The organism is Streptomyces sp. A1277 (assembly GCF_004795015.1).
GTDB lineage: Bacteria > Actinomycetota > Actinomycetes > Streptomycetales > Streptomycetaceae > Streptomyces.
In genome coordinates this window covers 1-25,397 of the sequence record NZ_SSBI01000069.1, presented here as the reverse complement: position 1 = coordinate 25,397, position 25,397 = coordinate 1, and the positions used below count along the sequence as shown (strand labels likewise).

General features: G+C 68.5%; 24 protein-coding genes and 5 pseudogenes. 11 read left to right on the top strand and 18 right to left on the bottom strand.

The features are described 5' to 3' along the window. Positions 1 to 111: 111 nt before the first annotated feature. Positions 112 to 429 (bottom strand): hypothetical protein, encoded by a 318-nt coding sequence (locus E6R18_RS34290; protein ID WP_168712489.1) that lies wholly within the window; start codon positions 427 to 429, stop codon positions 112 to 114. A 415-nt stretch (positions 430 to 844) separates the two neighbouring features. Here E6R18_RS34290 and E6R18_RS31965 point away from each other — a divergent pair, with 415 nt between their 5' ends. Beyond that, on the top strand, positions 845 to 1,612 hold the full coding sequence (locus tag E6R18_RS31965; protein WP_136320362.1) for a dienelactone hydrolase family protein: 768 nt from the start codon (positions 845 to 847) through the stop codon (positions 1,610 to 1,612). A gap of 1,862 nt (positions 1,613 to 3,474) precedes the next feature. Here E6R18_RS31965 and E6R18_RS31950 read toward each other — a convergent pair. Then, positions 3,475 to 4,080: a TetR/AcrR family transcriptional regulator gene (locus E6R18_RS31950; protein WP_136320361.1), complete on the bottom strand. Its 606-nt coding sequence runs from the start codon at positions 4,078 to 4,080 to the stop codon at positions 3,475 to 3,477. Positions 4,081 to 4,264: 184 nt separating this feature from the next. On the opposite strand from E6R18_RS31950, the gene E6R18_RS31945 reads away from it, so the two are divergent. Continuing rightward, positions 4,265 to 4,984: an SDR family oxidoreductase gene (locus E6R18_RS31945; RefSeq protein WP_136320360.1), complete on the top strand. Its 720-nt coding sequence runs from the start codon at positions 4,265 to 4,267 to the stop codon at positions 4,982 to 4,984. Between the two features lie 42 nt (positions 4,985 to 5,026). Here E6R18_RS31945 and E6R18_RS31940 read toward each other — a convergent pair whose 3' ends face one another. Continuing rightward, positions 5,027 to 6,040, bottom strand: coding sequence for a YafY family protein (locus E6R18_RS31940; protein ID WP_136320359.1), 1,014 nt, complete (start codon positions 6,038 to 6,040; stop codon positions 5,027 to 5,029). Between the two features lie 93 nt (positions 6,041 to 6,133). Between E6R18_RS31940 and E6R18_RS31935 the strand changes: the two genes are divergently transcribed. Further along, positions 6,134 to 6,532: a VOC family protein gene (locus E6R18_RS31935; protein WP_136320358.1), complete on the top strand. Its 399-nt coding sequence runs from the start codon at positions 6,134 to 6,136 to the stop codon at positions 6,530 to 6,532. Between the two features lie 538 nt (positions 6,533 to 7,070). Here the strand turns inward: E6R18_RS31935 and E6R18_RS31925 are convergent. From E6R18_RS31925 to E6R18_RS31895, 8 genes and pseudogenes are all read right to left on the bottom strand, one after another. Further along, positions 7,071 to 7,538, bottom strand: coding sequence for a hypothetical protein (locus E6R18_RS31925; protein WP_136320356.1), 468 nt, complete (start codon positions 7,536 to 7,538; stop codon positions 7,071 to 7,073). A 155-nt stretch (positions 7,539 to 7,693) separates the two neighbouring features. Beyond that, positions 7,694 to 8,419 carry a helix-turn-helix domain-containing protein gene (locus tag E6R18_RS31920; protein ID WP_136320355.1) on the bottom strand — a complete coding sequence of 242 codons (726 nt, stop codon included), beginning with the start codon at positions 8,417 to 8,419 and terminating at the stop codon, positions 7,694 to 7,696. Positions 8,420 to 9,594: 1,175 nt separating this feature from the next. After that, entirely contained in the window at positions 9,595 to 10,029 is a 435-nt protein-coding gene (locus tag E6R18_RS31915) for a YdeI/OmpD-associated family protein (protein ID WP_136320354.1), read from the bottom strand. A gap of 46 nt (positions 10,030 to 10,075) precedes the next feature. Beyond that, positions 10,076 to 10,489: a VOC family protein gene (locus E6R18_RS31910; RefSeq protein ID WP_136320353.1), complete on the bottom strand. Its 414-nt coding sequence runs from the start codon at positions 10,487 to 10,489 to the stop codon at positions 10,076 to 10,078. Then, a complete protein-coding gene (locus E6R18_RS35160) occupies positions 10,486 to 10,839 on the bottom strand; it encodes a hypothetical protein (protein ID WP_240799922.1) in 354 nt (117 codons plus the stop codon). The genes E6R18_RS31910 and E6R18_RS35160 overlap by 4 nt, the downstream gene beginning before the upstream one ends. Before the next feature lie 18 nt (positions 10,840 to 10,857). Then, positions 10,858 to 11,187: pseudogene (locus tag E6R18_RS35155) on the bottom strand (FMN-binding negative transcriptional regulator); the annotation flags it as partial. Between the two features lie 132 nt (positions 11,188 to 11,319). Then, a pseudogene (locus tag E6R18_RS35340) lies at positions 11,320 to 11,913 on the bottom strand (EamA family transporter); the annotation flags it as partial. Beyond that, positions 11,906 to 12,196, bottom strand: a pseudogene (locus tag E6R18_RS31895) (transposase family protein); the annotation flags it as partial. The pseudogenes E6R18_RS35340 and E6R18_RS31895, both read right to left, overlap by 8 nt. Before the next feature lie 146 nt (positions 12,197 to 12,342). On the opposite strand from E6R18_RS31895, the pseudogene E6R18_RS31885 reads away from it, so the two are divergent. The 5 genes and pseudogenes from E6R18_RS31885 to E6R18_RS31860 all read left to right on the top strand — a co-directional run bounded on the left by E6R18_RS31885 (position 12,343) and on the right by E6R18_RS31860 (position 18,124). Further along, a pseudogene (locus E6R18_RS31885) lies at positions 12,343 to 12,925 on the top strand (XRE family transcriptional regulator). Between the two features lie 1,550 nt (positions 12,926 to 14,475). Continuing rightward, positions 14,476 to 14,913 (top strand): peptidase inhibitor family I36 protein, encoded by a 438-nt coding sequence (locus E6R18_RS31875; protein WP_136320351.1) that lies wholly within the window; start codon positions 14,476 to 14,478, stop codon positions 14,911 to 14,913. Between the two features lie 381 nt (positions 14,914 to 15,294). Next, positions 15,295 to 15,666, top strand: a complete 372-nt coding sequence (locus tag E6R18_RS31870; protein ID WP_136320350.1) for a hypothetical protein — start codon at positions 15,295 to 15,297, stop codon at positions 15,664 to 15,666. A 447-nt stretch (positions 15,667 to 16,113) separates the two neighbouring features. After that, positions 16,114 to 17,466, top strand: coding sequence for a hypothetical protein (locus E6R18_RS31865; protein WP_240799920.1), 1,353 nt, complete (start codon positions 16,114 to 16,116; stop codon positions 17,464 to 17,466). A 112-nt stretch (positions 17,467 to 17,578) separates the two neighbouring features. After that, on the top strand, positions 17,579 to 18,124 hold the full coding sequence (locus E6R18_RS31860; RefSeq protein ID WP_136320349.1) for a hypothetical protein: 546 nt from the start codon (positions 17,579 to 17,581) through the stop codon (positions 18,122 to 18,124). Here E6R18_RS31860 and E6R18_RS31855 read toward each other — a convergent pair. After that, entirely contained in the window at positions 18,081 to 18,872 is a 792-nt protein-coding gene (locus tag E6R18_RS31855; protein ID WP_136320348.1) for an IS5 family transposase, read from the bottom strand. The genes E6R18_RS31860 and E6R18_RS31855 overlap by 44 nt on opposite strands. A 991-nt stretch (positions 18,873 to 19,863) precedes the next feature. On the opposite strand from E6R18_RS31855, the gene E6R18_RS31850 reads away from it, so the two are divergent. Continuing rightward, the gene (locus E6R18_RS31850; RefSeq protein WP_136320347.1) at positions 19,864 to 20,379 is read left to right on the top strand and encodes a hypothetical protein; all 516 of its coding nucleotides are present in this window, start codon (positions 19,864 to 19,866) and stop codon (positions 20,377 to 20,379) included. A 216-nt stretch (positions 20,380 to 20,595) separates the two neighbouring features. Here the strand turns inward: E6R18_RS31850 and E6R18_RS35425 are convergent. The 3 genes and pseudogenes from E6R18_RS35425 to E6R18_RS34280 form a co-directional block, all read right to left on the bottom strand. Continuing rightward, positions 20,596 to 20,762: pseudogene (locus E6R18_RS35425) on the bottom strand (DUF6247 family protein); the annotation flags it as partial. Beyond that, positions 20,759 to 21,046 carry a hypothetical protein gene (locus tag E6R18_RS31845; RefSeq protein WP_136320346.1) on the bottom strand — a complete coding sequence of 96 codons (288 nt, stop codon included), beginning with the start codon at positions 21,044 to 21,046 and terminating at the stop codon, positions 20,759 to 20,761. The pseudogene E6R18_RS35425 and the gene E6R18_RS31845, both read right to left, overlap by 4 nt. Positions 21,047 to 21,139: 93 nt before the next feature. Next, complete coding sequence (locus E6R18_RS34280) at positions 21,140 to 21,316, bottom strand: hypothetical protein (protein WP_168712490.1); 177 nt, start codon at positions 21,314 to 21,316, stop codon at positions 21,140 to 21,142. A gap of 78 nt (positions 21,317 to 21,394) precedes the next feature. Between E6R18_RS34280 and E6R18_RS31840 the strand changes: the two genes are divergently transcribed. Then, on the top strand, positions 21,395 to 22,567 hold the full coding sequence (locus tag E6R18_RS31840; RefSeq protein ID WP_136320345.1) for a hypothetical protein: 1,173 nt from the start codon (positions 21,395 to 21,397) through the stop codon (positions 22,565 to 22,567). A gap of 458 nt (positions 22,568 to 23,025) precedes the next feature. Here E6R18_RS31840 and E6R18_RS31835 read toward each other — a convergent pair whose 3' ends face one another. Both E6R18_RS31835 and E6R18_RS34510 read right to left on the bottom strand, forming a co-directional pair. Further along, the gene (locus tag E6R18_RS31835; RefSeq protein WP_240799919.1) at positions 23,026 to 23,316 is read right to left on the bottom strand and encodes a hypothetical protein; all 291 of its coding nucleotides are present in this window, start codon (positions 23,314 to 23,316) and stop codon (positions 23,026 to 23,028) included. Between the two features lie 343 nt (positions 23,317 to 23,659). Next, positions 23,660 to 23,884 carry a hypothetical protein gene (locus E6R18_RS34510; RefSeq protein ID WP_206308484.1) on the bottom strand — a complete coding sequence of 75 codons (225 nt, stop codon included), beginning with the start codon at positions 23,882 to 23,884 and terminating at the stop codon, positions 23,660 to 23,662. Between the two features lie 368 nt (positions 23,885 to 24,252). Here E6R18_RS34510 and E6R18_RS31825 point away from each other — a divergent pair, with 368 nt between their 5' ends. Next, on the top strand, positions 24,253 to 24,945 hold the full coding sequence (locus E6R18_RS31825; RefSeq protein WP_240799918.1) for an isochorismatase family cysteine hydrolase: 693 nt from the start codon (positions 24,253 to 24,255) through the stop codon (positions 24,943 to 24,945). A 64-nt stretch (positions 24,946 to 25,009) separates the two neighbouring features. Here E6R18_RS31825 and E6R18_RS31820 read toward each other — a convergent pair. Further along, on the bottom strand, positions 25,010 to 25,397 hold a 388-nt coding region (locus tag E6R18_RS31820), incomplete at its 5' end, for a helicase associated domain-containing protein (RefSeq protein ID WP_206308483.1).

The window sequence follows — 25,397 nt, the reverse complement described above, 5'->3', positions numbered from 1 at the left end:
GCCCGTCCGGCCGCGTGCGTGGTGGCTCCGCCGATGCGCCGACAAATCCGAAACAGGACAGTCGAAGACGTCAGTCAGTCGGCGAGTCAGACGCATCAGCAGAACCACCACTCACATCCTCACTGTCCAGTCGGGGTCCCGGCGGTGGAACTCGGTGACGGCGAGTTCGAAGAACTGGCCGGAGGGCTTCCGGCTGGTCGCATTGACCACCAGTGCCGTGAGCATCGGATCGGTGCCGGTGCTGTCCAGGCGGCAGACGTCCCCCAGCAGGAGCGACATCATGCGGCCGCGGTAATGCACCCGGTGCTCCGGTGCGAGGGCCTCGCTCAGCGTCTTGTAGGTGTCGGTCCGGCCCTCTTGGGCCCACCCCCTCAGAATCTCCAGCATGGTGTCCCGGGCGGCTACGTAGTCCGCATCTCCATACTTCATGTGATCCCCCTCCAACCGACTGAAGCGACACCGTACCGAGTGGGGACGGTGTCGGGGCAGAACCTGGAACAGTTGCCCGCGCGCCGCCTCGGTGGGCGGGGAGCGAGCCCGTCCACCACGATGTCTGGCTCGTCCGTCGCCGGGCGCGAGGCAGGCGGAAGACCTGGCAGTGGCGGCGCTGCCCCAGACGCTGACCCCCGCCTGCCCGGGCCGCCCACCCCTGCTGTCTCCGACCCGGATTCCCTCTCGCCGTCGCTTCCGTAGACCCGTGGTGCGTGTGCCATGCGGCCAGTCTGACCTGGCGGCCAAGGCCCCAGGGTGGAGCCCGATCCACCCTTACTACCGTTGCTGCGCTGTTCTGCCAGCGGCAGAACACCAGCCGGACCGGGCTCGACGATCACTACAGTCCAGTCCCATGACGACGATTACGACGCGTACGGTCGAGTATCCGGCCGACGGTCTGACGATGAGCGGGCACCTCGCGCTCCCGGCCGGTGTCGACCGCCGGCCCGCGGTGCTGCTCGGACCAGAGGGCATGGGGCTCAGTGACGTCGAGCGCCGCCGGGCCGATGCCCTCGCCGAACTGGGATATGTAGCGCTGGCCTTCGACCTTCACGGCGGGCGCTATTTGGGCGACCCCGAGGAGATGCTGGCCCGTTGCCTGCCGCTGCTCGCTGATCCCGACCGGATGCGAGGCATCGGCCATGCGGCGCTCGACGTGTTGCGCACCGAACCGCGGACCGACCCCGACCGGATCGCCGCCGTCGGCTACGGCACCGGGGGCGCAGTCGGACTGGAACTCGGGCGCGGCGGCGTCAGCCTGCGCGCGATCGGGACAGTCAACGCACTGACCACGGGCAGACCGGGCGAGGCGGCGCGCATTCGCTGCCCGGTGTGGGCCGGGGTCGGGTCGGAAGACCCGATCATGCCGCCCGCGCAACGGAACGCCTTCACCGCTGAGATGCAGGCCGCGGGCGTCGACTGGCGCCTCGCGGTCTACGGCGGCGCCTTGCACGCCTTCCACCACCCGCCGGTCGCCCACCCCGTGGTCCCCGGCGTCGGCTACCACCCACGGCACGCGCAGCGAGCCTGGCGCGACGTCGTCGACCTGCTCGCCGAGTGCCTGCCCGTGACGGAGGATCTGGGGCGTGACCCAGGTAAGCATGCCGGCGCCGGGCACTGACAGTCCCCTCTCCTCAAGTCCGCACAGCAGAACCGCATTCGGGCGGATGCTCGGTCGCGGAAACGCATTCGCAACTGCCGCAGTGCATGCCGGATTTCTGCGGCAGAGCCCCCACGGTGATCACCGCGATCTGCGGCGGGCCCTCCCGGCCGCCGGGACGAGGTGTACGCATTTACTGCGGCATGTCAGGGGGCGGGGCGGCGCGACGATCGAACCGGTGACCGATCTCGGGAGTGGGGGCGCGCTTCGGTTGCCGCGCGCTCGGGTCGTACCTCTGCCCGCCCCGCCCGCGTCGTACACCGCGGCGGTCGGGCGCTACCTCACCGGCGCGGGCATCATGAAGCCCTTCGCGCGGATCTACCGGTCTCGCCGACGACGTGGTGATGGACGCTCGCCGGCGAACCGGAGCCGACCGGACCCGCCCGCCGGAGCGCGAAGCCCCCGTCTTCCCCGTCGCCGCGATCGACGACCCGGCACTGCCGGAGGTGCTGGCTGAGCCGGCGGCGGCGCGGGCGGACGAGAGGGACGCCGACACCGTCAACCGGGAACTGTTCACCGCGCGCAAGGCAGTCGGCTGGTGGCAGCGCCAGGGCTGGATCGAAGGCGATCCCACGATTGGCATCGAGCGGCGGCCGGCACCGCCGGACCGCACCAATGCCTCGCTGGGAACCAGATCGTCGCCTTGTAGCGCCTCGACGTCGCTCTGCGGGAGAAGACGCAGTGGAAGATGCTCTACGAGTCCGCCGCACGGGCCGACGAGGTGCTGTGCCTCAACGTGGAAGACCTCTGCCCGCAGGACAAGCGGGGCAGGATCACCGCCAAGGGCGGGGCGACCGAGTGGATTCACTGGCAGTCCGGCACCGCCCAGCTCCTGCCCCGCCTCATCGCCCGCCGTGCCCTCGGCCCGCTGTTCCCACCGACCGCAAGGCCCCGCCCGGAGCACCGGCGCCCGACGCGTGCCCGAAGACCGGCCGGGCCCGGCTCTCCTACCGCCGCGCTGAGGAGATCGTCGAGGAGAACACCCGGCTGCCGGCCGACCCCCTCGCCTCACCCGACGACGTCGAGGAGCTGGACGACTGGACGCTTCACCGGCTATGGCACAGTACCGTGACGTACGACGCGGAGAACGGCACCTCGGCCCCGATGCTGCTGGCCCGCTCCCGTCACGCTTCCGTCCGCGCCCTGGAACGGTACGCCCGCCCCGGCGTCGACTCGGTTGCCCGGCACGTCGCCGAACGCGACCCCGCTGCACGTCGCCGCACGCAAATCCGAGCGGATCAGGTCTCCAAGATCATCCCGTTGCTCCTTTGGCGTATCTCGGTCACTCCCCTTAGTCTCCCGCGCGGTCGGCAGCGCCTCCTCGAGCTTGGGCCGCACGGGGATGCGGGTGCTGATCTTCTCGCTGAAGATCTTGTCGAGGGGGATGCCGTGCCCCGCGAACGCGTTGAGCCGGCAGTCGAGTTCCTGCCCGAGGGACGAGCAGCGCGCGTAGCCGATGCGAGTGTCCGCGCTCGGCAGGTCCGGGTCGATCCGCGCCGGCGGCGGGGTGTCAGGGCGCCACGGCCGGCACCCGCGGCGCCTTCTTCGGGCGGGGACCCATGGTGAAGCGGCGGGTGTGGCAGGCGGAGGTGATCGCGCCGGCCGCGAGCGGCAGGGCGAGCTGGGCCGGGCATCACCCTTCGGGCAGATGTGTTGTTCAATGTCGTCGGCGCCCGACCGTTCACTGGGGCAGCAGGACTGCTGAGTGCTCGTCATGGGCCCGGGTTTTCGCGCAATGCAAGCCTCAGAAGGGGGCCCGTACTGCCTTTGAGTATGAACGGGTTCTGAGAACCGATCGGAGGACGGTGGGGGTTCGGCAGCCCTTAGCTGCGTACCGCAGCCAGGCATTGGTCGTACAGGTCAAGGATGTCGCCCTGCCCGTCGCTCTCGAGCCACGTCGCAGTGGCGGCATCGAAGCACGCGAACGCTGTCGCCACGATGGCGCGGGCTTGCCCCCTGTCCGTCCCCGAGGGCGCCAGTCTGGCTTCGAGCACTGGCAGTAGCTCCTCCTGGCAGCGCACGCGCTTCCCGAGATAGGCGGCGCGCAGCGAGTCGGTGTGGTGCACCAAGCGGAAGCGCTCCAGCGCCTGCTCGGGGCTTTCGTGGAGGGAGAGTGCGGCCTTGAACGCGGCACGCAAGGTCTCCCAGGCGCCGACATCGGCGGTCTGCTTGCGGACGGTTTCCGTCAGGAGGGCGGCGAACTGCTCCTCGGTGCCGCCGATGAGGTCTTCCTTGGTGCCGAAGTACCGGAAGAGGGTGCGCTGGGAGACGCCGGCTTCGCGGGCAATCTGCGCGATGGTCGTCTCGTCGTATCCCTGGTGCGTGAACAGGCGCAACGCGGTCTGGAGGATCTCCTGGGCGGCCAGCTGCCGCGTGCGATCCCACAGCGTCGGCGTAGTCGCCCCTTTGCCTTGTGTCCCCTGCGTCATGCCATCAGCTTAGTCCGGCCTGCCAGTCTGGCACCTACAGGTGCCTTGGCAGTCACTGCCAATAAGGCATACGGTGTCATGGAAGCGAGACCGGGCACCTGCACAGTGCTTTGCCTCTCAGTTCCTTCTGCCCGTGGCGAAGAGGGACTGGAGGCGCCCCGCGCAATCAGCAAGGAGAGCAACCGTGGCAACAAAGACAGCACTCATCACCGGCGGAACCAGCGGAATCGGTAAGGCCACCGCAGAACTGCTCCACTCGCGCGGTTACCGCGTCATGGTCACCGGCCTCGGCGACCTCGACAACGCCGCCCTTCCCGCAGACGTCACCGCCGTCGAGGCCAACATCGGCTCCCTGACCGACATCGACCAGGCCCTGGACCAGGCGCGCGAGCATCTGGGCTCCCTCGACCTGCTCTACCTCAACGCCGGCCTCCCCCGTCCCGGCCTCTCGATCGAGTCCACCGACGAAGCCACCTTCGACGCCCTGTTCGACATCAACGTCAAGGGCAACTTCTTCACCCTCCAAAAGGCGCTCCCCCTGCTGAACGAAGGCGCGTCCGTGGTGTTCACCGTCGGCGCCGCAGAGGGACTCGGCGCCGCCATGACCGCCGCCAAGGGAGCCCTGCTGCCCCTCGTATGCTCCCTGGCCATCGAACTCGCCCCCCGCCGCATCCGCGTCAACGCGGTAAGCCCCGGCGTGGTCGACACCCCCGCGTACGGCAAGATGGGCATCTCCCCCGACACGATCGCCTCCTGGGGCGAAGGCGTTCCCCTCGGTCGCGTCGGAGCCCCCGCGGACATCGCCGAAGCCGTCGCCTTCCTCGCATCCGACGCAGCCGGCTACATAACGGGCGACAACCTGCTCGTCTCCGGCGGCATCGGCGTCCACGCCCGCGCCATGTAGGTGATGGGGCCGCAAACCGATCAGCGCCCTAGCTTTGCCGTCTCATGGCATTGGTTCCTGCTGTCCGGCATGGCGGGCGTAGGACGCGAGGCGATCGGCGAGCTCGATGACGAGGTCGCGCAGTTCAGCGGGGCGCTCGATGACGAACGGCCGGTCGAGTGAGGCGAGTACCGGAGGCAACCAGTCGAGCCGCTCCGCCCGCAGCTCGACGCGCATCCAGCGCTCGGTTGCCCGGCCCTCCTCGCCTGCCGCGGGCTCGTGCTCCTCCAGGTTCGCGACGCCGGCGGGAAGGCGGGCGCGGATCTGCTCGACCGTCCCGTGGATACGCAAGGTCACCTCATGCCGGTACTCAGCCGTGGTGAAGCCTGACAACACGCGCTGTGCCGGACCGGGGCCCGCCGGCGCTTCGAATGAACCGGGCAGGGCCCGCGCGTCTGCGATGCGATCGAGCCGGAAGGTCCGGTCCTCGCCGATCCGGGCGTCCTTGCCCGTGACGTACCACCGACCCGAATGGGCGACGATCCCGTACGCGTGCAGCGTGCGCTCGCTGCGCCGTCCGTCGCGGTCGGTGTAGCGCATCGAGACCGGTCGGCGGTGGCGCACCGCATCGGCGATGGTGAGCAGGACCCCGGCGTCCGGGGTGTCGAACTCTCCGGGCTGTTCCGTGAAGGCGAGGGATTCCAGGAGTGTGTCGAGTCGGCGGGCGATGTGCTTGGGCAGCACCCTCCGGATCTTCGCCGATGCCGTCTCGCTTGCCGTGCGCTCCGTCGTCGTCAGCCCTGCCCGCCGGCCGGCGACCAGGCCGAGCAGCACGGCCAGCGCCTCGTCGTCGCTGAGCATGAGCGGAGGCAAGCGGTACCCGGGGGCGAGCCGGTACCCGCCGTAGCGGCCGCGCACCGATTCCACAGGCACGTCGAGGTCGATCAGCTGGTCCACATACCGACGCACGGTGCGCCCTTCGACGCCGAGCCGGTCGGCCAGTTCGGCCACCGTCCGGGTGCCGCCCGACTGCAGCAGCTCCAGGAGTGTCAGCACGCGGCCAGTGGGTCGGGACATGTGCACAACCTAGCGCGAATACAGGACCGATTCTGTCCACTATTTCTCCTAGCCTGCGACGTGCACGCATCCGGCACAGCCAAGGAGATTCCCATGGACTTCGTCTCGATCCGCATCATCACCAGCGACGTAGCGCGCCTCGTCGAGTTCTACGAGCGAGCCACAGGAGTGCGGGCGACGTGGGCCACTGAGGACTTCGCCGAACTCAAGACCCCGGGCGCCACCCTCGCGATCGCCGGCACCCGCACCGTCCCGCTGTTCGCCCCGGGCTCCGCCCGCCCGGCGGACAACCACAGCGTGATCACCGAATTCCTCGTCGACGACGTGGACCGCGTTCACCAGAACCTGACCGGCTTCGTCACCGACTTCGTCAATGAGCCCACCACGATGCCCTGGGGCAACCGGTCGCTGCTGTTCCGCGACCCCGACGGCAACCTCGTCAACTTCTTCACCCCCGTCACCCCGGCGGCTATCGAAAAGTTCGCAGGCTGACGCCACGCACAGCCGCTGACGCGGGAGCCCCGAGGTCCCCAGGGCTCCCGGTGAACGCGGCCGCCGAGACCAGGAGCGCCACCAGCAGGGGGGGGCACGGGGGCGCACCGCTGACCCCCGAAGGACGTCTGCGCTTGTGCCTGCGGGCCGACGCTGGACGTCCGGTCGCGCACGTCGCTGCGCAAGCCGGGCTCTCCCGCCGCTGCCTGCGATGGCGGCCGGGCGCATGCCGAAGCCACCGCCGTGACGGGGGCTTCGGTGGTGGTGGGGGCCGGTCTGGGCGTGCGGTTCACTGCCGGCGCCGCATTCCTGGCGGGACATGTCCGGGGCTGTCGGGCTTGGCGGGGCGCTAGCCGGAGTTGCAGTTGGCTGTCCGCCTCCCAGCCGGGCAGGGGCTCGGCCGGCCAGGGCAGGATCTTGGCGTACTGCTCGTAGGCGGCGGCGGCGCGGGTGCGGTGGAGGGCGAGCTGCGGCGGTACCGCGTCCGTGCTCCTGCCGCGGTCCGGCCGGACCGGTCGGGTCCGGCCGGAACGGCGGATCAGATGTCGACGACCCGGTAGGCGATGGTGTAGACGCCACCGGAGCCTTCCAGGACCCGGTACTGGGTCTCCGCGCCGACCTCGTTGCCCGTGACGGTCACCGAGCCGAGCCGGTCGTCGCTGCTGGTGCTGTCGTAGTCCCACAGCGAGAGCGTGCGGGACTCCGTCTTGCCCAGGACCAGCAGCGCGTTGCCGTTGCTCTCGCTCAGGGAGCGGCGGTAGCCGGTGCCCATGGTCTGGTATGACGCGTTGGCGGGCCAGAGCTTCACGGCCTTGCCGCCGTTCGCCGCGATGTTGAGGTATGCCTCGTCGTGGTCGCCCTCGCTCTCATCGCCGCAGTACAGGTCGACGAGCTGGATCTGCACGTAGTCGACCGGATCGGCCTGCGCGGCGCCCGCGGCGCCCACCAGCGAGGTGAGGCCCAGCGCGCCCGCGAGGGCGAAGGTGGTCATTCGTCGGACGGTCATGTTGTCCCCCGTAGTCTCAGGTTTTCGCCGGTCCCCCGACCGGCTCGAAGAACAGACTGCCGGACCGCTGCCCGCCGTTCTACGCGCGTTCCGCTGAGCGGAACCGACGCGCGGAGAGGAACCGGCTACGTCACGAGCGCATACCTGACGTTGAGTCAGTAGTGCAGGACGGGAGGCAGACAGGGCGAGGACGCGCCGGCCCGGGCCAGGGCCGCCGTGACGGCCGCGCCCGCCCGAGCCGCCTCGTGGGCCGCCCGCTGCAGCCCCTGCGCGGACAACGTCATGACGGCGATCGCGGCGACGGTCCGGTCGTCGCGCCCCCGCACCGGAAGCGCCGCACAGCACACCCCGTCCATCACCTCCGCGCACTCCAGCACCGCCCCCGGCAGCCGGCCCCCGGAGCCGGCCCGGCCCCGATCGCTCAGCACCTGGCCGGCCGCCGTGTCCAGCAGGAAGCTCATCCCGTTCCGCACCGGCACCAGCGGCTCCACCTCGCCCGGCACGGACGCCACGGTGAGGGCCCGGCCGTCGTGCAGGACGGTCAGCAGGGCGCTCGCCCCGGTGGATGCCCGCAGCCGGTGCAGCGGGTGACGGGCCGCCACCCGTAACCCCGGATGCGGCTCCCACGCCTGCCCGAGGCGGTAGAGCTGCGAGCCGACGCGGTAGCGGCTGCCCCGCCGCTCCACCGCACCCACAAGCAGCAACTGCTCCAGCAGCCGGTGCGCGCTCCCCTTGGGCAGGGCGCAGGCCGCGGCGATCTCGGTGAGCCCTGCCTCCCCGCCGCACCTGCGCAACGCCTCCAGGAGCGCGAACGCCCCCTCGATCACGCCCCGCCCGCGGTCCGTTCCCCGCTCCTGCTCCCTGCCCGCGTGTCGCGACATCTCTCCCCCGGTCGGTCACCGGGCCGTACCCCTTCGCACGGCCGCCGAGAGAGAATGCCCGCCCTGCACAGCAGGGGCACACCCCGCCACGCGAGAACGTGACACACAGCACACCGACCGCGGCTACCCATGGGACGAGAGGAGCACAAGAGGGCTCGGGGACCTGGTGAGGCGGGTCGGCGGCGGGCGGCCCCGGGCCCCGGTCCGGGTCTGGCCGGGACCGCGACGGGCAGCCGTTTTGATCCGGTTGATCCGACGCGCCCGGACTTGGCGCAGCGCAGCCGCCACGCGAGGAGCACTTGCCGCAGCGCAGCCGCCACGCGAGGAGCAGGTGCGGGCGCCGGCCGGCCGGTCGGGACAAGGGGCTGCCCGCTGTTGCGGTCACGGCAGGGGCGTTCCTTGTCTTGCCGAGCGCCCAAGGCCGTAACCCGGTGACCTGCGTACGAGTTGGCGGCGGCGGAGGTGCCTTGGTGAGTACCTGCAAGTTGGGTGCGCGCACCGCGAAGAGGATCGCGCAAGACCTTCGCCGAGCGCTGCTCTCCCCATTACACCTGACCGTCTTCCGGAGCCAGGGCTACACCTTCCTTCTTCGAGCCGATCCGAGCACAGGCAAGGCAATGCGGCTCCCAGGGATGAGCACGATCCTCATACCCCCAGCGGTGTAGCTGGCGCAGTCTCCGCCCGATCAGTCACCGCAGGAATCGAAAGGAAGGCCAGCAAGTACCGAGCGCTCGCCCAGGAAGGCAGGACTCCCGCTTATCGCGGCGGCCGGCGCGCACAAGTTCACTGGCCTCCAGGTCCAGCAGCTTGATGGCCTGCTCAAGGGCTCTCCCACACTGCGAGTCCAGTCCGACTTTGGCGGCCCATTCATCCGTCACCCCGTCGAGAAGTACCGGGCCGAGCTGCGGGAGCTAAGTGCCACCGTGACCACGCACCCGTGCTGTTGCAGGTACGGGAGAGTGCGATCGTGCTGCACGCGACGCACTGGCCCGACGAGGTCCGCGGCCCCGAACATAGCGGCCCGCTTGCACCGCCTGCCGGCCCGGCGGCGGCCCGTGGCTGACCTGCGTTCTTCCCGGAGAACGCAGGTCAGCCGCTCCTCACGCCTCGCGGTGTCGACCTGCGAAGCGCTGACGAACGGCTGGTGCGTACAGCGCCGGAGACCTGCCCCGGGGTCAGCCCCGCAGCGTGGCGATGGCCTTCTCGATGCGCCGCCGACGCGTCTCGGGCATCTTCGCGCTCTCGACGGCACGCACGTGCTCGCGCTTGCGGCTGTACGTGAGGTGGTCGTACGCGGCCCGGGCGGCCGGATCGTCGTCCAGGGCCCGGGCGAAGTCCTCCGGCTCCACGACGACGCGCGGCTCGGTGTCGAGCTCCAGCTCGACCTCGACCTCCTCGCCGATCTCGACACCCGCGGCCCGCCGGTTGGCATGGCTGAGCCCGATCAGGTGACGGCCGCGCAGGAAGGCGACCCGGCTCCGCCATGAATGCCCGTTGAGCGTGATCGTCACCGGCGGCCGGGAGCCCTCGCCGAGAGCTTCCACCACCTCGGGCGGGACCAGCAGACCCCGCATGGGCTCGGGCGGCTCGACGTAGGACAGAAACTTCATGATCCTTCTCCTGGTTCTCAGCCGGGCCGCCCGGCTGCGGTCATGGCTACTCGGCGTAGGGCTGGTCGGTTCCCTGGTCGCTGAAGCCGAGACTCCAGACGTAACCGTCCGGGTCGGCGAAGGTGCCGCCGTACCCGCCCCACGGCAGGGCGCCGGCGGGCTTGAGGACCGTGGCGCCCGCCTTCGCGGCCTCCGCCATGACCTCGTCGACCCGCGACTCGCTGCGGACGACATAGGTCATGACCAGTCCGCTGAAGCCGCTGCCCTCCTGGTCCGCGCCCACCTGCTGGGCGAGTCCTTCGCGGCTGTAGAAGCCGACGGGCGAGGCGCCGTCCGACTCGAAGAACACCGAGACGCCGTAGTCGTTCTGGATCTTCCAGCCGAGCCCTTCGGCGTAGAACTGCTTGGCCCGTTCCATGTCCCGGACGCCGAGAAGGATCGAGCTGACGTGTGCCTTCATGTCGTACTCCTTGAGCGGTAGAGATGTACGTGCCCGGTAGGGACGGAGGTCAGGCCGGTGGGCGAGCCGCAGCCTCCCGGCCCGGGAACATCACCGTAGGGCCGTGCGGCGACCGGGGCTTCTTGATTCCTGACCGGTCTCGCGGCCTTCCGCGCCTTTCGCGGCTCAGCACCGAGAGGAGATGTGATCCAGCGAGCCTTGCCCTCGCCGACATCGCTGAGGACCTTGAAACCGAGGACGTCGCGGCGGGCGGTGTTGGTGCGCTGCCCGACGGGTTTGTGGTCGTCGTACTTGAACTTCGCGCGGACCTCGGTGACGGCCAGGCGCAGGCCGCGGATGCCGGGCAGCATCCGCCCGTAAGGGGGCTGGGCGACCTTGGCGGGGGCGTGGTCGCCTTCAGGCTGGAAGTGCGCCGTCTGTTGGCGTAGCAGCTCGGCCTTGTCCTCGGGGTCGTCGATGATCGTGGCCTGGCAGGTGAACTGGACGGCCGAGTAGTAGCTGGTCGGGACGCCGTCGGTGGGTGGGATGCCGGGCTTGGCGCGCGCCGAGGGCCGGGGACGAAGGCGTAGTCGCTGGTCACGGTGAAGGTGACGTTCGGGTCGACCTCGATCGCCTTCCAGACGGGGTAGGGGCGAGCAAGGTGTATCAGCGGGGTGCTGCCGTCGGCGGTGAAGTGGGTGGGCACGACGATGGCGCATGTCCGAGCAGGCCGTTGACGCTGAGGATGCCGAAGTCGTGTCCGTCGGCGATCCAGGTCTGCCGCTCGGCGTCGTCCAGGGCGGCGTCCCAGGGCTGGATGAATATGCCGGGGGTCTTTTCTGGGTGTGGGGTCAGATGAGGGCGAGGAGGCTGACGGCGACGGCGGCGGCGCCCAGGCCGATCAGCTGACCGCAGTGGATCCGTTCGGCCAGGACGCTGCGGGCGAGAAGGATGGTGCCGGCCGGATACAGGGCGGTGATCACGGCGGCGATGGCCAGGTCGCCGCTGCGGGCGGCGAGCAGGAACAGCAGGTTGGCCACCGAGTCCAGCACACCGGCCGCCGCCGACATCGCGTACGCGCGCTTCTCCGCGCCCAGTCGCCGCAGCATCAGCCCGGTCGCGGCCAGAGTGACCGCGGAGGACACGGCCCGGCCGGCGATCAACGGGCCGACACCGCTGTCGGACGGCGTCTGGTACAGGAGGACCAGCTGTAGGGCGATTGGCAGCCCCGGCGCCGAAGGGTGGCAGCAGCGCCGTCCGCGACGGCCGGGCGCCGTCCGCGACGGCCGGGCGCTGCCCGCACCGTGCCCGGCGCTGACCAGCACCACCGCCGCCGGCGCCAGCGGCAAGCCGATCAGCCCGGCCAGGCCCATGCGCTCGCCCTGTACCAGCCCCACGCCGACCGGCAGCATCGCCGAGACCAACGCGGTGATCGGGGACGACAAAGTCGGGGTCGGCCTCCCGCAAGACTTTCAGCAGGCCCGGCGCTCGTTCGGCGAGCAGGCGGATGACCGCGTTGGTGTAGGCGTGAGCGGTGGACTCGCTGATCCCGAACCCGGCAGCGATCTTCGCCAGGGTGTTGTGCTCCCGCAGGTACACCAGTGCCACCATCGCGCGCTGGGACGGACGGGGCTTGCACCGGCGGTCGCCCTCACGGGTGGCGATCAGCATGGTGGGCCACTCCGCGAGCGCATGAGGTAGGTCGAGTGCGGCAGGATAGATGGCCAACGAGGCCCCCGAACAGCGTGGTTGAGACGTCAGACATCTCCATCAACAGCTCGGGGGCCTCGCTCGCTGCGCGTTGTGGCCCGTCACCTGATCGGTGACCGACTCGAAGAGGCTCACTGATCTACTCGCCTGGAGGGGACGACGCGATGGCCGAGACCGAATCGGCACTGCGGACGCTCGCGCACGACGTTCGCGCGGCCCGGAGCCGTGCCGGACTGTCCCTGGACGAACTCGGCCGCCGAGCCAAGGTCAGCAAGGGTGCTCTGGTCGCCTTGGAAGGGCCCAGGGCAACCCGAACTTCGCCACCCTGTCCGCCCTGCCGACACCTTGGGCATCTCGGTGTCCGCACTGATGGAGGGGCCGGCCGAAGGTCGCGGCCGGGTCGTGTCCGCCAACGCGGTCATGCCTTTGCGGGCCGGGGAGAAAGGCGGCGAGGCGCGGCTCGTGCTGACCACCTCCGGGTCGGCCCCGGTCGAGGTCTGGCGCTGGAAGCTGGAACCTGGCGAGGAATACCCCAGCCACCCCCACCAGACGGGCCTCGTGGAGACCGTCAGCGTCACCGCCGGACAAATGGTGCTCGTCGTCGACGGCACTGAGCATCCAGCCGAGGCCGGACAGACTGCCACCTTCGACGGCGACTCCCCCCGCACCTACCGCGGCTCGGGCACCGAAACCTGCCATCTGATCATGACCGTGCACATCTCACCCGGTCCTGGCGCCGCGAGCTGACCTGTGCAGTAGGGCGGCGACGGAGTAGCCGCATCCGTCACGCTCGGGCGGTGAGGTAGTGGGTCCAGCGTCGTTGGCGTACCTGGCCCACGTCTCCGCTGTGGCAAAGGCTGAGACCCGAACAGGTCGGCGACGACGATGGGCGGGAGCATGGTGACGGCCTCGATCATGGCGGTGTTCCTGGCGTTGAGGACCGGCAGGCCGTGCTGCCTGAGCAGGCTGCTCGCTCCAGGGAGTTGCGGGGCCGATGTCCTGTACGACGGCAGCCCCACGAGGTACACCCAGCCCGTTTCGGTCTGGCGCCGTCTCCACAGCCGCGCCGGGACCCCCTGCTCCGGGTGCCCCAGCACCGGGTCGGCGGGCAGCGCGACCAGCACCGGCACGGGGCCGGCTCGGCTGCGTCATCGGAAGAGGACGTCACGCTCCCTACCGTTCAGGAGCCGGAGGGACGCAGCCCGCGCGCAGGGACGGTCCCGTAATCACCGTGGCTGAAATGCTGCCCCTGCTGCTCGCCGACCGGCCGCTGAAGACTGTCGGCCTGGCGCTCGCCCCCGCGGCCGAGTCTGCCGCAGCATCGGGCGGCGTCCCCAGGAGCTCCGCCGTAGTGCCGATGGCGCTGGCCGTACCCGGAGCCCATCCAAAGCGCGAAGCCGGGCCGCCCGGCTGTCCGTGGCGCGCCAGGGCGGCCGGCACAGACCTGTTGTGCTGGCCGAAGCGGTCGGCCGCAGGGTCTGGGCGGCGAGTACGGCGTAGAGATCGAGCACCACCCATCGATCACCCCGTCTTGTCCCCTCCGCCTCCATCTAGCGCCCGCATACCGGCGGCCAGGTGCTGGCCGGCTCCAGGTCGGCCCCGGGCGTCGAGCCGTGGCAGGCCGTGTGCCGGCGGTCCGGGTGGAGCTGCGCTGTGGGGCCGGGATGTCTGTGCAACGGCTTGGGGAGCAATCGGCGTGAGCCGCCCGGCCGGGTTGTCGCAGCGGCAGGAGGCGGTCTTGCGGGTTGTTCGGGGGTGAATCGCCGAGCACGGCGAGGAGCGCTCGATCCCGGCAGATCGGTGCCAGAGCCGGCCTGTCCTGCACGAGATCGGTCGCCTACCAGCTCACGCGTTGCAACACGTGGTGAGTTGATCAAGCTGTGAGTAGAGAATGAAAATGAGCCCTCCCTTTCGGCCACGGCATTCACGCAAAATATCGAAGACCCGGAACGCCCCTTCGTTATTTTCGGACACCTCCTGGCCAGATACGAAGATTACTCCACACCTTGGCGGAGTAGGCTTCCAGCCCCCGCTCGCCGAGTGCATTAAATATGCAAATAGTCTGACAATGCGGGCGCGTGAATCGGGCAAGAGTGCCGATTGCCTCGGCGGGTTTTACCAAAGGCGCATATTGGTTCTAGCCATATGCCAATGGCGCTTCCATAAACTCGTTGATCTTCACATGAGTGCAATGTTTGTATTCAGGGGTTCCGCCCGGCGAGCCACCGGAAAGCGGAGAGAGGAATTCCGCTCCACGATTCGGTGCTCGTTTCTGGCCCAAAATTTGAGAGGAAGCAATGCGTAAGCTCACTCTTTCCCTCGGCCTTGCGGCCGTGTGCGCCACCAGCCTTGTCGCGATAGCCCCCGCCGCGACCGCCGCCGAAAGCGGCACGCAGGCATCTGTGTGCGTCACGCTCTGGCAGACCGCCGGCTGCAACGACGGGTCCCGTGCATTTTCGGGGAACGACTCGACTTCCGTCGGCAACAAGTGGTCGAACGGCGACTCGGTGAACGACGAAGCCAACTCCGGAAGGAACAACTGCAGCCACTGGTTCCACATGTACAAGGACGCGAACTACAACGGCCAGAGCTACAGCCTGCAGCCCGCCAGCGTGGACTCCGACTTCGGGAACAACAGCTTCTCGAACAAGGCCAGTTCCCTGAACGGCTTCCAGGGATCCTGCCCGCCTGGGGGTGCCGCTTCGTGGCACCCCCAGGCGGCATGTGGAACTTAAGGATGAATGCAGATGCGTCGGGGATATCTTTCATTCGTAGCCCTGGGGCTGCTCGCAGCCAGTTGCTCTGGTGGAGCCCGGGCGGACAATGGACCGGAAGGAGGTGTGCCTGCGCCGACCGCGGAGGCTAGGCGCATGGTCTTCCCGTTCGACTCCTACGAATTGTCCGATGACGAGATCATAACCACATACGACTCCACTGATGCCCTGGTTCGACCATGAATGCGAGAGAAGGGGCATAAGTGGGGGGTAATCAAGACACCTGAAAGTGCCCCTAGCTGGCGAAACCGACTCCATTTCGGGGTCATAGAGCCAGACGTCGCCAGTAGGTTTGGGTACCACGCACCCGCGGAACTCCTGTCGTCACCGGAGTACAGGAGCGTGGTCAGGCAGATGAACGGGCGGCTGGCAAGTCTGCCCAAGGACGCTGCTTCCGACGCTACGGGCTGCCAGGAGGAGGCCGGCCGGACACTGACACGTGGCGCAAAGGCTTCCTTCGCGAAGTTCAACGATCTGAAGTCGAGTACCTTCGACGCAGCCAAACGCGACCACGGCGTCCCAAAAGCTGCCGCCCGGTGGAGCACCTGCATGGAAGCGGCTGGGTTTGACTACGCAACCCCCTGGGATGGGGCGAAGAAGTGGGGAGCTGAGGGCGAGCCGGCAGAACGGGAAATTTCAACCGCAGTATCCGATGTCAAATGCAAGCAGAAGACCGGAATGGTTAAAATTTGGTTCTCAACTGAAAAAGCCTAGAGAAGGCCGAGATCGATAAGCGCAAGTCCTACTTCAACGGTTTGAAGGGCGCGAACGTGCGCTACTTGCGCAACGCCCGGGCGGTTCTTTCTACAAGATAGCTGATGTTTCGAGGGTGCCCTGCCAGGTGAGGCGATCTCTCGGCAAAATCCGGAACGGACACCAGTGGTATCCACCGCGTCGTCGACGACCGAACTGCCTGCCCAAAGAAAGAACACCAATACCGGCGGGTCGGGAGGGCTTCGCCCATTTTGGGAGCGGAATCGCGTACCCCTATCGGCCAGCCTTCTCGCCCTGCCCGCATACCTTCTATGGGCCGTATTCCTCGCCACCGGAGGCGGGGACCTTGCCGCACAAGTTTCCTGGACGCATTTTGTAGCCGACCATCCTGGATCTCCTTATAGCCTTGCCTGGTACGGGGGCGTCCATGTAGGAAATTACAGCGTCTTGGCCCCGCAACTGATGGCCCTGCTCGGCGTGCGAACCGTCACCGTGGCCTCAGGTATTGCCGCCTCATGGCTCGTAGGCTGCGTATTCGTACGCAGCGGCGTCCGCCACCCGATGTGGCCCACGCTCCTGGCAGCACTGTTCCTGTGGGGCAACGTCGCCTCGGGCCGGTCCACCTTCGCGCTGGGCGTCGCTCTGGCCTTGGCCTCGTGCTTGATGCTGATGGGGAATGGCACGCGCCTTGTCACGGTTGGTGTGTTCAGCACGCTGGCCACCATGGCCAGTCCGGTGGCAGGACTGTTCCTACTCGTATGCGGCGCGGGCTGGCTCCTTAATCGAGACGTTGGCAAAGCCCTCGTACTGTGCACTCCACCCACTGCGGTAGTGGGTTTGACGACGTTGATCTTCCCCTTCAGCGGCGTGATGTCCATGTCCACGAGCGATCTGTGGAAGCCACTCCTCTTCAGCGTTCTACTCGCCGCGTTTGCGCCACCAGAGTGGCGGGTGCTCCGCTACAGCGCCGCGGTCTACACGCTCGGCGTCATCCTGTCAGCGTTGATCCCCACACCCGTGGGAGCCAACGTCGTCCGGCTGGCTGAAGTGTTTGGCGGCCCTGTGCTGCTCGCCGCAGTACTCGCCGGCAAGAATCGCCTGCTGCAAAAGGCGGCGCTCGCCGTTGCGCTCGTGATCTCCGCCCAGTGGGTCACGACACACACCATTCACGTGACGAAGATGTCTACACCGGTGCCGACGTGGGCCGCGGAAACACACGGTGTACTGGCGGCGCTGGACCGGCTGGGCGCAGACCGGACCCGCGTGGAAGTCGTGCCTGCGATCAACCACCGGGAGACCACCGTGCTTGGCCCCTACGTGAATCTCGCCCGCGGATGGAACCGTCAGGTTGACGTGGAGCGCGGTGCCCTCTTCTATGAGGGCCGGTTCTCCGCTACGAAGTACCGCTCCTGGCTCAACAACTGGGCAGTGAAGTACGTCGTTCTGCCGAACGGCGAGCCCGACTTCGCAGCGAAGGATGAGGCCGAACTCGTCAAGAGCGAGCCCAACTGGCTGAAGCCCGTGTGGCGTGACGCCGACTGGCAGATCTACGCAGTCAAGGACGCCCGCCCCATGGCCACCGGCACTGGTGCGTCTATGGTCAGCAGCGACAACGCCAAAGTCACCCTCCGCACCCGAAAACCGGGAACGGTAAGCCTGCGCATCGCCTACTCTCCTTGGCTGCGCACCAACGCCGGCTGTATCGAACGTGACGGCGAGTGGGTGCGCCTCAAGGCGCCGGGAGCTGGCCTATATGAAATCGACAGCTCCTACCTCGGCCCATGGCAGAGGCACTGCTAAGTAGGTGTTGTCGTACCGAACCTGAGGGCGGTGTTTTCGCTGGTCAGGGATAGGTTCGGTGCTCCCGTGGGAGAGGTGGCCTGTCGTGTCATCGTTCCTGGGGAGGCCGTGGGTGCCGTCGGTCGTGGGGTTGCTCGAACAGCGTGAGCTGGGTGCTCGGCGACGTGTGGACGAGTTGCGGGAGGAGGCCGACCGCGTCCAGGCCGAGCTTGTCGTGGCTGAGCGGGAATGGAAGGAGTGGGTCATCGCCCGCTCGCGGGTCGGCGGGGTGCTGGGTCCGGTGGCCGAGACCGAAGATCACTCCCGGACCGAACAGGCGATGCCGGCCCAGGAGCGGGCCGAGGAGGCGTCGTCGGTGTCGATGGCCGCGAAGCCGAAGTCGCAGGTTCCGGTGTGGCGCGAGGGGCTGGACACGTCGGTGCTGTCGATGGACCACCAGCGCATCCTGCGGGCCCTCACGAACCGGCATCGCCTCCATCAAGGGCCGCTGACCTGCCAGGAGATGGCCGTCTTGTTCGGCCTGGACACGGTGCCGTCGAAGGTGGAGGCGTTGCGGTCGAAGGCGAAACGCCTGGTCGCGCTGGGCTGGCTGGCCGAGTCGGCGCCGGGCCGGTTCACGCTCGCGCGGGGCGTGTGCGGGCCAGGCGGCGGGTCATGATCATGCTCATCGACCAGTAGACCATCGCCTCGGCGCTGCTGGTACCGCGTTCGAAGTCACGCGCCAGGCGGCGGCTTCGCATCAGGTGGGCGAAGAGCCGCTCGACGATCCACCGCTTGGGCAGCACCACGGAGCCGCGCATGTCGTCGCTGCGCTTTACGATCGCCAGGACCAGGGCGAACGCGGCCAGGCAGTGCTCGACGAGGCTGCCGGTGTAACCGCCGTCGGCCCAGACAGGTTCCAGGCGGTGGTGTGCGTCGGTCACCCGATCGAGCAGCACCTTCGCGGCGGCGCGGTCGCCGATGTCCGCGCTCGTGACCATCACGCCCAGCAGCAGGCCGAGGGTGTCGACCACGACGTGACGCTTGCGGCCGTTGATCAGCTTGCCACCGTCGAAGCCGCGGCTGTCGGCGCCGACGACGGCGTCCGCCTTGACGGACTGCGAGTCGATCACACCGGCCGTCGGCTCCACGTCGCGGCCCGCCTTCTGGCGGACCCGGCCGCGCAGCCGGTCGTGGAACTCCCTGACCAGCGCGTGGTCTCGCCAGCGGCGGAAGAACGCGTAGACCCGGTCCCACGGCGGGAGGTCGGCCAGCATGGCCCGCCACTTGATTCCGTTGTCCACGAGATAGCGGATCGCGTCCAGTATCGCCCGGTGGCAGTATGCCTCCGATTGCCCGCCCCGGCCCCGCATCCAGCCCGGCACCGGCAGCAGAGGCCGGACCACGGCCCACTCCGTGTCCGTCATGTCCGAGAGATATCTCCGAACACGTTCCGGGTGATCGGAGGCGTTCCCGAACCGGTGAGCGACGCAATCACACGTCGGTGCAGCCGAGTTGAACTCCACCGGCGTGAGCACGTACAACTGCGGCAACAGGGTCTCCTGGATCTCGGTTGGCTTCGCAACCCCGAGCTACCAAGAGGCCCTGCCTTCATGCCCACGGCCGGCCACGATCACCCGATCGAGACTCCCGTTCGACGCCCACATCTCACGATCGGAACGACAACAGCTACTCACACCCTCACAGCCTCACAGCTCACCTCGTCTACCTGGAAAAACGGCCTGTGAGCCTGCCAGCCTCACAGCGTGACACCGTGCGGGACCCGGGTCTGTCACTGTCCTTTGACAGCCGACGTTGGACCGGTTGCCAACGAAAAGTGGGACCGCTGGCTTGGGGCATCTGGCAGGTATGAGGCGTTGGTGGCTGTGGGTGGGTGTGCCAGTTGTCCTGGGGATCGCGGCGGGTGCCGCTACAACCCTGCTGACCGACAGAGACTGGGGCTCTGAGCTGGTAGCACGCTGCGTGATGTTCTCGGCTGTCTATGCGGTGATCAGGCCAGCGATGCTCCTACGACGCTCCGCTCGGGGAGAGGAACGGAAGCCGCCGACGGACAACGAAGACACCTCGCACGACCGGCGAAGGTAATTTCCAATAACCGCGGCGATCCAACTTCCGTGGCAAACGATCCAGGTTCGCTGTCACCGGACAGTCACGCTGATCCGCGACGGCGGGGCACGGGCCCCGCCCTACGACGTGAGGGGGCCGGGTGGCGGGGATCAGGATCGCCTGGAGCGCCGGTTCGGCGGCTGCCGCCCACCACGGTGAACGCCGGTAGTGGACTCGCATCGGGGCGCGTCGGCGTATTGGCGCGTGAGATTGTGCTCCCTGCTCCCCCAAAACGTGGGGTTTGCGCCCGTTGGCCGTATAGACGGGGCTGAACCGGAGATCACATGAGGCATGAAACTCATCTCTCTCACGAGCGCTCTGGCGGCAGCTGCGGCGCTGACGGCGCTGCTTCCCGCCCAGTCCGCATCCGCGGCGACCCGAGCCTGCTCGGACGCCACGTTCGAGTACAACAGCAACACCAACAAGGAGGTGCAGACACAGCGCTGCCTGCGCACCGAACACTACCAAGGCGGTGAGGCCGAACTCGCCCCGGAAGCCCTCACCCACTGGTGTAAGTACCTCGACAGCGACGGCGAGTGGCACAACGCCGCATCCTGCAGCGTCCAGGGCACCTACCGGCTAACCTCCCCCTCCGGCACCCGCTACACCGGCTCCTACCCGCAACTGGCCGACAGGAGGGTTCTGGTGGGCGAGGACTACCCCTGCGAAACCGGTACCTGGACCCTGCGCAACCAACTCATCTACACCCTGTACGTCCCCCGCTACGTCGGCAGCAGCGACGTCCGTGCGATCGGCGATGTCGAATCCCGCAAGCAGAGTCAGATCGACATCACGGACTGCTCCTGAACCACCTGCACGACACCCTCCTCGGCTGCAAGAGCGATCAGGTGTCCTGGACCTCCACCGGGGGTTTGCGCCCGGTCCCCGGCAGTTGCAATGCCGGGGACCGAGGCGTTGTCACTGGTGGGCTATCCGAGCCAGGCGATGGTGAGGACGGACAGGCGGCGCAGGGGCTGGTTGATCCAGTAGGTGAGGGAGAGCTGGCCGACGGAGGCGTGGCGGTGAGAACGTGCGCCTCGATTCTTCGAGTGCGGCCGCCCACTGCCGCTCGAAGGCCGGCACCCGCTGCGCGGCGCGCTGGTCGGCGCGCAGTGGGCGAGGAGCTCGGCCGGCGCCCCGGGGGCGGGGGCGTACGGCGTGAGGGGTGCGTGGTCGGGTTGGGCGCTCATCGGCCGGACCTCTTCTTGTGGAGTGCCCGCCCGCACACGGTCATGTCGTCGTCCGTTCCCCAGCCGCAGAAGGTGCCGAAGGGCACCTCGGCGGAGGTCATCGGAATCATTCCCTCCCAGTTCTTCCCGTGCTCGGCGCAGAGCAGGACGTCTGCGAGGTCCGGGTGACGGTAGGCCGCAATGGCGGTGTGAGGAGGAGCGGGGGCGGGCTGGGTGCTCATCGTGGCCTCCTGGAAGGGCGTCGTTTCACGGTACGCGCGCCGGATCGCCGTGGGTGCGGTCATGGGCAGATCCCTCCTACAAGGTGAGGGCGGCAGGAGGGCCGCCCCCGGCAGTTGCGATGCTGGGGCCCGGCCTTTGTGGTGTGCCGGCCGCAGTCAGGCGGCGGGGCTGAGGAGCAGGGCGTGGTAGCGGCCGGCGGCCAGGTGAACGGTGAGGGTGTCATCGTCGGCGGTGGCGGCCCGGTAGTCGGGGTGGGGCAGGAGCGCGGGGACGAAGACGTCGCGGAGCACGTCGGCGGCGGCGGGGGCGATGCCCTGCCACGTCGAACGCATCCTCATAGAGAACAGACCGAGCACACTTGTACGGTGCGGCCTCGAAAGAGCGAAAGCCTGTGCTTCCTCGTCCTCGCCGTGACGCGCGACCCCATGATCGGGGCGTCATACTTCTTCACGAAAGGAACCCGGACGGTGGCACACCGTAAGGTCTACCTGGCTGTTGGCAGGACACACACCCGGCTGTACCGCTTCGACCCCATCGACGGGGACGTCCGCGTCATCGACAATGTTGCGGCGTACGAAGCCGGCTATGCCGCTATGGGGGCGCGTTACCGCGGCGACGACAAGGAACCGCTGCTCCTGGCCGTCAGCGGCAACAAACTGATCACCATCGACCCGACGACAGGCACTCTGTCCGAGGACATCGTCGAGGGGCTCCCCGACGACCAGACGTGGTTCGACGGGGACACTGACGCAGACGGCAAGACCCTCCTCATCATGGGCGGTCCCGACAAACCGAGCTACACGATCGACACGGTGACGAAGAAAGCCACCCCGGGCCACCGCCCCGGAGGCGGCAGGTGGGACGACTTCTCCTCGCACCCCAGGAGCGGCTGGCTGCTCTCTGTGGAGGGAGACAACGGAGACCTGCTTCATGTCGACACCGACAAGGACCCGATGAAGACCGTTCTCAAGGAACAGGTCTTCCCTCCCGCTGAAGCCAGCCCTTCGGAGCACTCCCGCAAGTCCTACGCCGCCACGTTCTTCGACAACGAAGGGCACTTCTACACCATCGATTCCGCCGGCAACGTGAATACCCTCGACCTGACGGACGTCACCGTGCCGGACCGCGCACAACGCATCGGAGACGGCAAGATCCGCGTCGGCGACCTAGAGATCGTCAACGGCGCGGGCCGCATCACACCCCTGCCGATCCAGGCCAGCTACGACGAGATCCTGGTGACGAAGCGGGCCCTCACATCATGGGAGACCAGCAGCCCCGCAGGCAAGGTGTACAGCGTCGAGCTGACGCTCGCCACCACACCCAAGGACGGCGGCACGCCCCGCGACGTCAGAAAGTTCCGGATCTCCTTCGACCTGCCGACCGTGACCGGCGCGAAGGTCGAGGCATCCGGGGTCGTCGTTCTGTGCCAAGACGGCAAGGCGTATGTCGACTCCGACACCGACCAGCTGCTGCCCGCCGGGTCGTCGCGTCCTGTCTCCGTGCAGATCACCGTGCCCGGTGATCCCCAAAGACTCCCGGCAGAGTTCCCCCTGGCCGGGCTGAAAGCCACGCGGCTCGCCTGAGCCCACCCGGCGCCCTTCGAACGCCCCCGAACCGCTGTGCGGCCGGAGAACCCGCGCCCAGGGAGTTCCGTGCCGTGCCTGGGGCTGCCCGCTGATGCGGTCAGAGAGGCGGCAGAACTTGGTCAGGTCCTTCCGGAGCAGCCTCGGCGTACTCCGCGAAGCACGGATTGCCCAGCGCCAAGTCCGTGTGGGAGCCGTGTGCCGCGGCTGAGCACCGCTGCCTACACCCGGCTGGTTCGCCTCACCGATCCCGCCCCGGCCGCTACGTAGTTCGCCGGAGGAGCGCCCCGAAGATCCCAGGGCCTACACGCACACCAGTGCGATGCCGCAGCTCAGAACCCCCGGACATCGCACCCCAGTGCGTGTAGGGCCTGGGAGCGGTGCCGCTGGCCCCGGACAGCGAAGGACCCCGGGCCGCCCTGCGCCCGGGGTCCTGTCGCCGTTCTCACCGCCGCTGCTCACCAGTCGTCAGGCGCGCTGCTCACCCACGCGATCGGCTGGCCCTCGCCGTTGCGGCCCCAGTGCGGTTCCTCCACCGAGGTCTCGTGCCCGTCCGGCAGGACGCAGATCCGCCCCCAACGGCCGTGCTTGCCCCCACAGAGCCCAGCGAGCCCATTCGCGTCGCCTTCCGCTGGCCTGGTCGTAGCGGTCTGGAACGGCTGGAGACGGGCGCACAGCTCCGTGCCCAGCTCCGTCTCCGCCGCCTTCACCCGCTCCCGCGCCGCCTGCACGCCGGGGTCGGCCAGCACAGCGGTGATGACGTCCTCCGCCTCCGCGAAGGCCCCTGGTGCGCCCGTGCCGCCGCACGGCGTCCCGCACCCGCCGCTCCGCGGCCTCCTGGTCGTCCGCGCTCATCACGCCACCGCTCCTTCCTCTGTCGCCCACTCCAGCCCGAGGCCGGCCAACGTGGCTGTCCAGGGGCGGTTGTTCTGATCAGTGGGTGGTGGGCTGGCCTGGGCTGATCAGTTTGGTGTGGGTGGCGGTGGTGTTCCGGGTCGGGCTCTCAGTGTTTGGTGATGGGGGGCCGGGTTTCAGTTCTCTGAGCTGACACCTGCTGTTTCATCAGGTGGAGCGGGTGCCGGTCAGGTGTGGTCATGTTCCGGGTGTGTTGATCAGTTTCGTTGAGTGTTGGTATGTGGTCATCCAGTACAGGGCGGTGTCGATGTCGCGGGCGGTCCAGTTGCGGATGGGGTCTGGAGCGGCGGTCAGGAGCTGGTCGATCGCTTCTATATAGCGGCTGTAGCGGCCGGGTGCATGGCTGAGGGGGATGCCGAGGGTGCGCAGTCCGTTGTGGGCTCGGCGGTCGTAGACGGCCATGCGGTTTGGTGCGGCGGCTGTGAGGACGGCGGAGGCGAGGGCGTCACCGGTGCGGAAACCGGGTAGTGAGGCCAGCGCTGCTCGGCCGGCTCGCGCTGCCGGGCAGCGCTGAGAGAGGTGTTTCGGGCGGCGTCGCGGCCGCGGCGGTTGCGGCCGCGGAGGTTGCGCGGTGTACGTCAGCGTCCGCGAGCGTCATGAGACCTCATCCCTGACCAGCTGCGCCAGCGGAAGGATCTCCCAGCACCGCGTGCAGAAGCAGCCCACTATTCAGCCGTCTGAAGCAGCACCGCGGGAAGCTCGTCATTCCGGGCCCGGCAGAGGCGTCCGGTTGGAGTGAGGGATGAGGGCTTATGGATACCGACTCCGCGATGCACGTGTGGCGGATCGAACCCCGGGAGTACGCCCGGCAGGAGGCCAGGCGCGGTAGGAGGCACGCCTACGCGAGCCTTGACCCGGCGCGTACTGCGCTGATCGTGATCGACATGGTGCCGTTCTTCGTCGAGGCGAGCCCGTACGTGCGGGGCATCGTGCCGAACATCGGCCGCATCGCTGAAGCGCTGCGCATCGCCGGCGGCTTGGTCGCGTGGGTGCTGCCGGCGAACGAGGCGCCGCTCGGGAGGGTGAGTGGCGAGTTCTACGGTCCGGTCGTCAGTCAGACGTTCGCGGCGACCGGCGGTGAGGGGCCGCCGCGTTCGCGTGTGTGGCATGCCTTCGACGTCCGGCCGGAGGACCTGGTGGTGGAAAAGACTGCGTACAGCGCCTTCTTCCCCGGCCGCTGCGTGCTGCCGGAGCTGCTGGCGGAGCGCGAGATTGACACTGTCGTCATCACCGGTGCGCTCACGAACGTCTGCTGCGAGTCCTCGGCCCGGGACGCGGCCACCACTGGCCTGCGCGTGCTGATGGTGGCCGACGCGAATGCGGCTCGGTGCGACCGGGACCACAACGCCACCCTGCACACGATCTACCGGTCGTTCGGCGACGTCCGGACCACGGACGAGGTCCTGGACCTGATCGGCAATCGGACGCCCGGAACTGCCGAACCGCCACGGGCGGGTGCGTAAGAGGTGCCACCGGATCCGTGGGTGACGCGCAGCAGCGCTCTGGACCCCGGACCTCCAAGCTGAGTCAAGGTGCGGGAACGTGGTCAAGGGCCTCGCCGGGCCCGGCGGCCGCGGGTGTGCCCGCCCACGCGACGCCGAGGTCGGCGAGGGCGGCGAGCTGGTCGGCACCCAGCCGGTCGCGCCGGGAGCGGGTGTTGGACAGCCATACGCCCAGCTTGATGGTCACCGGTTCGGGTTGGTCGTTGACGGTGATCTCGACGGTGGCCGAGCGCGGTACGGGCCGATCCATGCCTTCCTGCTCGACCCACAGCGCCAAGGCCGCCAAGCCGCGCTGGAACGCGGCTTGGGCCTTGCTGCCGGCCTTCGCCGGGCCCCTGGCTGTGCGCGACGTCGCAGGGGCGGCCGACGATGCCGTTGCGCCCTGGATGCCGAGCTTGATGAGCTGGTCGCGC